Raw genomic sequence first — 8,885 nt, 5'->3', positions numbered from 1 at the left:
CCAGGAACCGGAACCCCGCCACACGCCATGACGTCGGACGCATCCTCGCCACCGGCGAGGCATACACCCGGCCAGCCCACCACAAGATCGGCACCAAACCACGACGAACAGGTTAAAAATCAAGCTGAGGCGTTGCGGCTCGCGCTGGCCGACGAGGGTTACCAGGTCGTGGAAGCGGCCACCGGTGAGCAGGCGCTGGAGCGGCTCACCGTCGGCGGTGTCGAGCCGGATGTCGTGCTGCTGGACGTGATGCTGCCCGGGGCGGACGGGCTGGCGGTGTGCGCGCGGATCCGCGAGCTCGGCGACCTGCCGATCATCATGGTCACCGCGCGCACCGGGTCGGAGGAGGTCATCGCCGGCCTCGAAGCCGGCGCGGACGACTACGTGACCAAGCCGGTGGACGCCGGCGAGCTGAGCGCGCGGATCCGGGCGTTGCTGCGCCGCACCCGCGCCGGCGACCCCGACGTGCCCACCGTGATCACCCTCGGCGACCTCACGGTGCGCCTGGCCGAGGGCCGGGTCCTGCGCGGGGTGGGAGCGGCTGTCGAGGAGGTGCCGCTGACGAAGACCGAGTTCCGGCTGCTGAGCACGCTGGCCGCCGCGGGTGGCGCGGTGGTCACCCGCGAGCAGCTGCTGGAACGGGTGTGGGACTACGACTACTTCGGCGACACCCGGCTGCTGGACGTGCACGTGCGCCGGCTGCGCCGCAAGATCGAGCCCGACCCCGGCCAGCCGACCCTGGTGCTCACCGTCCGCGGCACTGGCTACCGGATCAATACCGACCCGGGCGCGCCGTGAACCGGCGAACCGTGCGGCGGCAGCGGGTGGGTCGGCTGCCGCTGCGAACCCGGGTGATGGCGTGGTTCAGCCTGGTGTCGCTGGTGATCGCCGGCGCGCTGGCGCTGGCGACCTGGCACCTGTCCACCGGCTACATGATCGACCAGCGCGAGCGCAGCGCCGTCCGGCAGACCACCAGCAACGCACGGCTCATCGAAGCAGCCCTCCGCCGCGACTCCGCAGGCCTACCCGAGCTGATCACCGGACTCGGTTCCGAAGCCGAGTCCGCCGTGTTGATCGTGGACAACGGCGAGACCATCAGCAGCGGCAACCTTGTCGACCCCACCCGCCTCCCACCCCAGTTCCTCCGACTCGTCTCCAGCGGCACCCCCGCACGCCAACGCACCCGCCTCGACGACATCCCGGTCCTCGCCGTCGGCCTGCCCCTGCGTGATCAGGCCGCCACCTACGTCGAGGTCTCGCCGTTGCGGGAGCTGGACCGCACCTTCCAGTTCCTGAGCTGGATCCTGCTGGCGGGCACGGCCGCGAGCGGCGTCGCGGGCGCGTTGGTGGGTCGCTGGGCGGCGAACCACGCGTTGCGCCCGCTGCGGCAGGTCACCGGTGCCGCGGCCAAGGCGGTCCGCGGCGATCTCGAGGTCCGGCTGCCGGTCACCGGCGACCCGGACCTGGTGCCGCTCGCCGAGGCGTTCAACGACACCGCGAGCCGGCTCCAGCAGCGGATCGCGCGGGACACCCGCTTCGCCGGCGACGTCAGCCACGAGCTGCGCTCCCCGCTCACCACCATGCTCAACGCGATGGCCGTACTCCAGCGGCGCAGCGCCGAGCTGCCGCCGAGCACCCGGGCGGCGGTCGCGCTGTTGGACACCGACCTGCGCCGCTTCCGCCGCATGGTCGACGACCTGCTGGAGATCTCGCGGGGTGAGGACACCGACCGGTCCACGTTCGAGCAGCTGGACATCGCCGAGCTGGTGCGGGCCACCGCCCGCCACGGCAACCGGCTGGACGCCGACCTGCTCGACATCGACGCCCATCCCCGGGTGCTCGCCGACCGCCGGCGCCTCCCGTCGACCCCACCGCCAGCGAGCACCATCAGACCGCCGACTGTCACGTCCCAAGCCCCCCGAACACCTCGGCGAGCCGACCGCCTGCCGCGATACGGTCCCCCACGCCCAATTCAGTCACACACAGTCACATCGAACGGAGAACGATGGACACGCACACCACCCGGAACCACACGGTTGGCAGAAACTGCTCAGCGGAGAGCCCAGCGAACCCTACCGTCGTTGTTGTTACAAGGCAGCATGCGGACGGTTTCGCCGCCGGTGTTGGCCAGACATAGCGAGGGTCTCGCGTAGTTCTTGATAAACGCCCACCGGCCTCCCGGTGGGAAGTTGACACCCCACCGGCCCAACCGGAAATCGCCCGAATCGCATGGCCTCATCTCAGCCAGGAGATTGTCGAACCGCGCGTAAACGCAGCTGCCAATAACGTCGTTCCGCAACGGAGTCTGGATCCCTGGCTGGTCATTCCATATCCACCGCTGATAGCCGGTACCGTTGCACGGCTGCGCATAAGGAGTGACGAAGGCGTCCAAGCACCGTCCGACACCCGCCTGATTCTCGAAACTGGACTCTTGGACGCCAGCCGAAGCCGACGGCGCAGCCATTAGCGACATCACACCCAACAGGGCACAACAAATAAGCGCACGGAACACAGGTCGTTTCATGACGCTTCCCCCAAGGTCGATTGCGGGCGGACGATCCCGCTCCGCGTGATCTGGCCAAGTCTCGCACCGCGCCGAGAGCGTCGAAAGCCGCTGAACGGGCGACCTCAGCGCGTTACTCGGCCAGCACCCGGTCGGCCGGGCGCTGCGACCAGGACAGTTGGAAAGTTGGGCGCGAGCCGTCGGGATGTCCTCCGACGCGGCAAACGACGTTGCCTTGTGCGGCTGCGAGGCGATGACCAACGTGGTGCTGCACGCCTACCCGGCGGGCACCACTGGATTCCTCGAGTTGCATGCGCGTCTGGAGCGAACCGAGATCGTGGTCACGGTGGCTGATCATGGCCGCTGGGACGACCAGTCCGACACCAGTGGAAACGGCCTGGCGCTCATCCACAGCATGGCCGATGACAGCGACGTCGTGCTCGGCGCCCACGGCACAACAGTCTGGATGTGCTGGACCGGCGGCCAGTGGCAACACTGACCACGCGGGCATCGGACCGACCAGCACGCTCTTGTTGCTCTGGAACACACCAGGTCCGCCGCGGCGGAACTCGGACGTTCAAAATTGCGCCTGAGGTGCCGGCGTCGTGACAGGTCATGGTGGGCGTGTGGGGCGCCGACTTGCTCGGCGCCCCACACGGTCATCTCGCTCGGCTTAGTGCTGAGCGTTGTGGCCCCACCAGGCGTGGTTCGAGCCGTGTGCGGCGGCATGTGCGTCGCCGCCGTCACCGGCCGGACCGGAGTTGCCTGCGGTGGTCCAGCTGGCGTTCCACGCGTTCCCACTGTCCCCAGTGGACCCGGTGTCACCCGAGTCGCCCGAGGTCACGATCGTGAGGATCCACGTGTCGCCGTGGTGACCGCCACGGCGCTGCCACTTGTCCTGCTTGCCGGACTTCTCGTCCGGCCGGACCTCGGCGGAGTTGCCACCGGTGGCACCGGAGTCACCCGAGTCACCGGTCTCGCCCGAGGTCGCCTCGTTGGAGCTGGAGGCGTTCCCCGCGGGGCCCGAGTTGCCACCGTTGCCGGCGGTCGCCTCGGAGGTGGTGTCACCACTCGCGGTGGCGTCACCGGTCGAACCGTTGTCGCCACCCTTGTGGTGCCCGCCGCGGTGCTTGCCGTCCTTGCGGGACATGACGTCACCCGACATGGCCGAGTTGTTCCCGGCCGCCGCCGCGTGCGCGTCGCCACCGTCGCCGGCCCTACCGGAGTCGCCTCCGGTCGTCCAGCTCAGGTTGCCGGTGTCACCACTGTCCCCGGTGGACCCGGTGTCACCCGAGTCGCCCGAGGTCACCATGGTGTGCGACTCGTTGCCGTTCTCGTTGCCGTTCTCGTTGCCGTTCTCGTGGTCGCCCCACTTGCCGTGGTTGTCCCACTCGTTCGACCGGCCACCCCGGTTCTCCACGGACGCGCTGTTGCCGCCCGTCGAACCCGAGTCACCCGAGTCACCGGTGCCGCCGGAGGTCGCCTCGTTGGAGCTGGAGGCGTTCCCCGCCGGGCCCGAGTTGCCACCGTTGCCGGCGGTCGCGTCGGACGAGGTGTCACCACCCGAGGTGGCGTCACCGGTGTGGGAGGACGCCTCGCGACGCCAGCCCCAGTCACCAGAGCCCCGGTCACCGGAGCCCCGGTCACCGGAGCCCGCGTCACCCGAGTTCGCCGAGTTCTCACCCGCCGCCATCGAGTGCGCGCCGCCACCGTCGCCGGCCATGCCGGAGTCGCCCCCGGCCGTGTGGCTGGCGTTCCACGCGTCACCACTGTCCCCGGTGGACCCGGTGTCACCCGAATCGCCGGAGGTCACCGTGGTGTCGCACTTGGACAGCACGCAGACGCCCGCGGCGTGGTTGCCGCCGGTGGAGCCGGAGTCGCCGGAGTTCCCGGTGTTCCCGCTCGTCGCCTGGTTGCCGCTGGTGGCGTTGCCGCCCGCGCCCGAGTTCCCGCCGTCGCCGGCGGTCGCATCGGACGAGGTGTCACCACCGGAGGTGGCGTCACCGGTGTTGGCGCCACGGCCCTGCGCCGAACCCGAGTGCGCCGAGTTCGAGCCTGCCGCGGCGCTGTGCGCCGAGCCGCCGTCACCCGCGTGGCCGGAGTTGCCCCCGGCTGTGTGGCTGACGTTGCCGGCATCGCCGCTGTCGCCCGTGGACCCGGTGTCACCCGAGTCGCCCGAGCCGACCGACGTGGTGCAGTCGGACAGCACGCAGAACGTGGTGGCGGAGTTGCCACCGGTCGCGCCGGAGTCGCCCGAGTCGCCGGTGTCACCCGACGTCGCGGTGTTGCCACTCGACGCGTTGCCACCCGCGCCCGAGCTCCCGCCGTTGCCGGCCGTCGCCCCGGACGTGGTGTCACCACCCGAGTTCGCCGCACCAGTCGTCGAGCTGATGGTGCCAGAAATACTGCCGGTCAGGTCGGACAAGCCGTCCGACCCGGTGTCCGCGCTCGCTACCTCGCTACCCAGCAGGACGAACCCACCGGTGATCGCAGCGGTGACGAGCACGCGCTTGACTGTCTTACGCATTCTCGCTTCCCTTCCAAGTCCATTCGGTCACATGGGGTTTGGAAGAAACATCAGCTCGGATGGTCACGGTCCTCGAACGCCAGCCACGACAAGGCGACGTCCCCACCGGGCGGAGCCCGGTCACCTGGACCGTCCGCACCGGACGACGTGCCCGGCGACGACACGGTGCCGTCAGCACCGTGCTGACCACCGAAGCCACCAGCCGCGCCACCACCCGGAACAACGTCCGTCCCAAGTGGATATCCGGAGCGGTCACCCGGCCGGCCTGGACCGGCCGGTTGTGCCCCGGCGGTGGCGACCGGCGGCGACGTGGTCACGTCATCCGACCACGGCGTCCCCGTGCTCCCGTCGACCACCGGGTCAACGGAAACAGCAGCCGGGACATCCCTGGCCGACGGCGCCTTGGGCCGTGGCCCGGGTGCCGTGCGCGGCCCCGACACGTCAGAAGACAAGTCGGACACCGCGCCGTCGGCACCCACCGACGCCGCCACCGGTGCCAGCATCGGATCGGCGGCCCGCAACAGCGGACCAGTCAACGGCTCGGCCACCGGAGCGACCGTGTGCACCACCGAATCCAGCACTGGGGTCACGGGTGCCAGCACCGGCCGCACGACCGGGGCCATCGCCTCGGTCAGCGGCCGGACCACCGGTTCGACCACGGGGGCCACCGCCTCGGTGACCGGCCGAACCACCGGCTCGACCACCGGTTCGGTGATCTCGACAACCGGAGCCACCGCCGGAGCCACCGCCGGACCGGCGACCCGTGCCACCGGAGCGGCCACGCCGTCGACGAGTCCCAGCACGGGACCCGTCAACCCGGACGTGGGTGCGTCCGCGTCGGCCGGCTTGTTCTCCGCCGGACGCTCGTCCGCACCCGCCTGCCCCGCGCCGAGCAGTGCCAACAGCCCGAGCCCGAACAAGAACCCGGCGACCGCCACCGCTCGTCGGAGCAGCACGATCGCCGGACTCGGGACAGTCAGACCAGGCACCTCTGTGTGATCCCTCATTCACATCACCTCCCTCGATCGGGGGTCACCAGTACGAGGGCTTCGGCGCCAGACACCAACACGGATGGGTCCGAGGTTGATATTTCTTTCACCCACCTGGTGTTGGAGAACACCGACCAGGGCAGAACACCCGGTGACCTCGGGTTTATCCGGTGATCGGTCGCGGTCGGAGCGCGGTCCGATCCAACAGATCGACGATCGCGAGGAGGTCGGCGAGCTCGTCCTGGCAGCTCGAGCACCGGTCGAGGTGCTCCCGGATCGTCTGGCGTTCGCGGCTGTCGGCCTTGTTCATCGCGTACACGCCGAGGCTCACCCGCAGCGCGTCGTGTTGCTCACTGGTCATGGTGGACATCTGGCCGTCTGTCATCTCGCCGTCTGTTATCTCCGGGTCAGCCGAAGGTGAAGGAGTAGGCCGCGACGCCCTTGCCGATGGTCGCGGTGACCTGACCAGCCTTGATGTCCTGTGTGGACAGGAGTGGGTAGGAGTTCGGGGTGCCGGAGACCTGGATGGTCTTGGTCTGCCCGTTCGCCTGGTAGGTGACGGTGCCCTCGCCGGACAGGACCATGCGGACCTGCTTGGCGCGGTAGTTGAGCCGGACCTGAGCCGTGTCGCCGGTGGGGGTGATGCTCTGCGGGGTGAGCCGCCAGTCGCCGTCGAGGGCGAAGCTGTCCTTCGGCTGGTTTTCTGGAAGTGTGAAGGACTTGTCGCCGGCGCTGTAGGTCTCGGTGCCGGCGAAGTTGACTCGCTTGGTGGACCCGAGGTAGGTCTCGCGGGTGATGTCGGCGGTGTTCGGGGTGTCGTCGACAGTGTCGGTCGGCGCCGGCAGGGCGGTGTTCGGGTTGGCGTCGCGGAGTAGTTGGCGGATTAGTTTCTCGGTGACGTCGTAGTCGCCCTCGCCGAACTTGATGTGGCGGACGGTGCCGTCGGCGTCGATGAGGTAGTGCGCGGGCCAGTAGCGGTTGCGGTAGTTGGTCCAGGTGGCCAGCGAGTTGTCCAGCGCGACCGGGTAACGGATGCCGAACTTGTCCGCGGCCGACTCGACGTTGCGCGCCTCCTTCTCGAACGCGTACTCCGGTGCGTGCACGCCGATCACCCGCAGGCCGGCGTCGCGGTAGGCCTTGTCCCACGCCACCACGTGCGGAATCGAGCGCTGGCAGTTGATGCACGAGTAGGCCCAGAAGTCGAGCAGCACCACCTTGCCGCGCAACGACTTCAGGTCCACCGGCTTGTCACCCGGCGTGTTGAACCACTGCTGGATGCCCTTGATGTCCGGTGCGGTGCCGCAGCTCTCCAGCTCCGTCGCGTCGGCCGAGCACTTGTCCAGGTCCTTGTTCTGGTCGTTGACGAGCCCGCCCAGGTTGAGCGCGTCCTTCACCTGCTGGGAGTTGTTGACCTGGTCCTGCAGGCCGGAGGTGTAGTCCGGGATCGCCCGCTGCAGCAGCTGCGGGAGGTTGAACACCAGACCGATGGCGAGCGCGATCATCACGATGCCGGCGGTGACCCGGATGCCGCGCTGGCGCTTGCGGAACGCCTTCACCCGCTCGGCGACGCGCCGGCCGGCGAGGGCGAAGACCAACAGCGGGATGGCGGCGCCGGCGGCGAAGGTCACGGTGAGCACGACGGTCTCGGTGCCGATCTGGCCGGTGGAGCCGGCGACGGTGATCGCGGCGAGGACCGGTCCCGCGCACGGCACGTACACCGCGCCGAGCGCGAGGCCGAGCGGGAAACCGCCCTTGCTGGCGTCGGGGTTGCGTTGCGGGATCCAGGAGAACGGCTTCTCCAGGAGGTGCTCGAAGCGCGGCACGATCAGCCCGATGCCGATCAGCGCGAGGACGACCAGCCCGGCCCAGCGCAGCACGTCCTGCGGCAGCCCGAGCACCGACAACAGCAGCGACCCGAACAGCGTGACGAGCGTGAAGCTCACCACCAGCCCGGCGATCACCAGATAGGGCCGCGCCCGGGACGGCTTCGTCTCAACAGGACGCTCCACCGCGACGACGGCCGTAGCGACCGCGCCGGTGCCGGCCCGTGTCGCGCGGGCAGCGGCGGGCGAGGGGTTGGTCTGTGCACCGGTGAAGAAGATGACCGGCAGCACCGGGAGGATGCACGGCGAGATGCCGGTCACCAGCCCGCCGATCAGACCGATCAGGGCGAGTGTCAGCACGATGTCTCCCGGTTCGTCTCCCAGTTCCGCGAACGAGTCATGTCAGGTATTCGCCGGCGACGCCGTCCCGGCTTGGTTCCTCACCCGACCGGCGCCGAGGCGATCGAGCGCGATGGAGGGTGATCGAGGGTGAGCAGTGCCTGTGTGGGCAGATGGTCGGAGGCGTACCGGCCGTGGTCGGTGAAGGTGTTGATGCCCGCGGCCGAGATCCGGGCCGCTCCTCTGGTGAGGATCCAGTCGATGCGAGGACCGTCTGGCACCAGCGGCTCGTAGCCGTGCCAGGTCGCCACCAGCGGCGTGCGCCGCTGGGCGGCCGCGGTCCACGTGTCGGTCAGGCCGGCGCCACCGCTGAGGATGCGGTAGGCGGCCGAGTGCCCGGCGGCGGAGTTGAAGTCCCCGGTGAGGATCACCGGCAGCGCGGCGGGGATAGCGGTGATCCTGTCACGGATCAACGACGCGCCCCGTCGGCGCGCGTTCTCCGACGAGTTGTCGAGGTGGGTGTTCACGACGACGAACTCGCCGCCAGTGTCGTTGCCGGTGTCCTTGTCGGTGTGCTTGGGGACTGCCCAGGGTTTGGTTGACATCTGATCTGTGAGGCCTGTGTGGTCTTGCTGGAAGGATGTCGTTATGCCCAAGCCGTATCCGCGGGAGTTCCGTGATGATGTGGTCGCGGTCGCCCGTAA

The 8,885-nt window shown here is 69.4% G+C and carries 8 protein-coding genes; 3 read left to right on the top strand and 5 right to left on the bottom strand.

What is annotated here, in order from left to right; all coding sequences use genetic code 11:
• Positions 1 to 132 precede the first annotated feature (132 nt).
• From ACRDSK_RS28395 to ACRDSK_RS28385, 3 genes are all read left to right on the top strand, one after another.
• Positions 133 to 798 carry a winged helix-turn-helix domain-containing protein gene (locus ACRDSK_RS28395; protein ID WP_431444417.1) on the top strand — a complete coding sequence of 222 codons (666 nt, stop codon included), beginning with the start codon at positions 133 to 135 and terminating at the stop codon, positions 796 to 798.
• Positions 795 to 2,153 (top strand): histidine kinase dimerization/phospho-acceptor domain-containing protein, encoded by a 1,359-nt coding sequence (locus tag ACRDSK_RS28390; protein ID WP_431444415.1) that lies wholly within the window; start codon positions 795 to 797, stop codon positions 2,151 to 2,153. Before ACRDSK_RS28395 ends, ACRDSK_RS28390 begins: the two co-directional genes overlap by 4 nt.
• Before the next feature lie 528 nt (positions 2,154 to 2,681).
• Entirely contained in the window at positions 2,682 to 3,002 is a 321-nt protein-coding gene (locus tag ACRDSK_RS28385; protein WP_431444414.1) for an ATP-binding protein, read from the top strand.
• Between the two features lie 174 nt (positions 3,003 to 3,176).
• On the opposite strand, the gene ACRDSK_RS28380 is transcribed toward ACRDSK_RS28385, so the two are convergent.
• The 5 genes from ACRDSK_RS28380 to ACRDSK_RS28360 all read right to left on the bottom strand — a co-directional run.
• A complete protein-coding gene (locus ACRDSK_RS28380; RefSeq protein ID WP_431444413.1) occupies positions 3,177 to 5,030 on the bottom strand; it encodes a beta strand repeat-containing protein in 1,854 nt (617 codons plus the stop codon).
• 50 nt (positions 5,031 to 5,080) lie between these two features.
• Positions 5,081 to 6,019: a hypothetical protein gene (locus ACRDSK_RS28375; protein ID WP_431444412.1), complete on the bottom strand. Its 939-nt coding sequence runs from the start codon at positions 6,017 to 6,019 to the stop codon at positions 5,081 to 5,083.
• A gap of 163 nt (positions 6,020 to 6,182) precedes the next feature.
• Positions 6,183 to 6,380 (bottom strand): zf-HC2 domain-containing protein, encoded by a 198-nt coding sequence (locus ACRDSK_RS28370; protein ID WP_431444411.1) that lies wholly within the window; start codon positions 6,378 to 6,380, stop codon positions 6,183 to 6,185.
• A 46-nt stretch (positions 6,381 to 6,426) separates the two neighbouring features.
• On the bottom strand, positions 6,427 to 8,202 hold the full coding sequence (locus ACRDSK_RS28365; RefSeq protein WP_431444409.1) for a cytochrome c biogenesis protein DipZ: 1,776 nt from the start codon (positions 8,200 to 8,202) through the stop codon (positions 6,427 to 6,429).
• 80 nt (positions 8,203 to 8,282) lie between these two features.
• A partial coding sequence (locus tag ACRDSK_RS28360) for an endonuclease/exonuclease/phosphatase family protein (protein ID WP_431444407.1) occupies positions 8,283 to 8,885 on the bottom strand: 603 nt, incomplete at its 5' end.

The organism is Actinophytocola sp., assembly GCF_050699915.1.
Classification (GTDB): domain Bacteria; phylum Actinomycetota; class Actinomycetes; order Mycobacteriales; family Pseudonocardiaceae; genus Actinophytocola.
The sequence above is the reverse complement of the archived record's forward strand: the minus strand, read 5'-3'. Positions and strand labels throughout refer to the sequence as shown.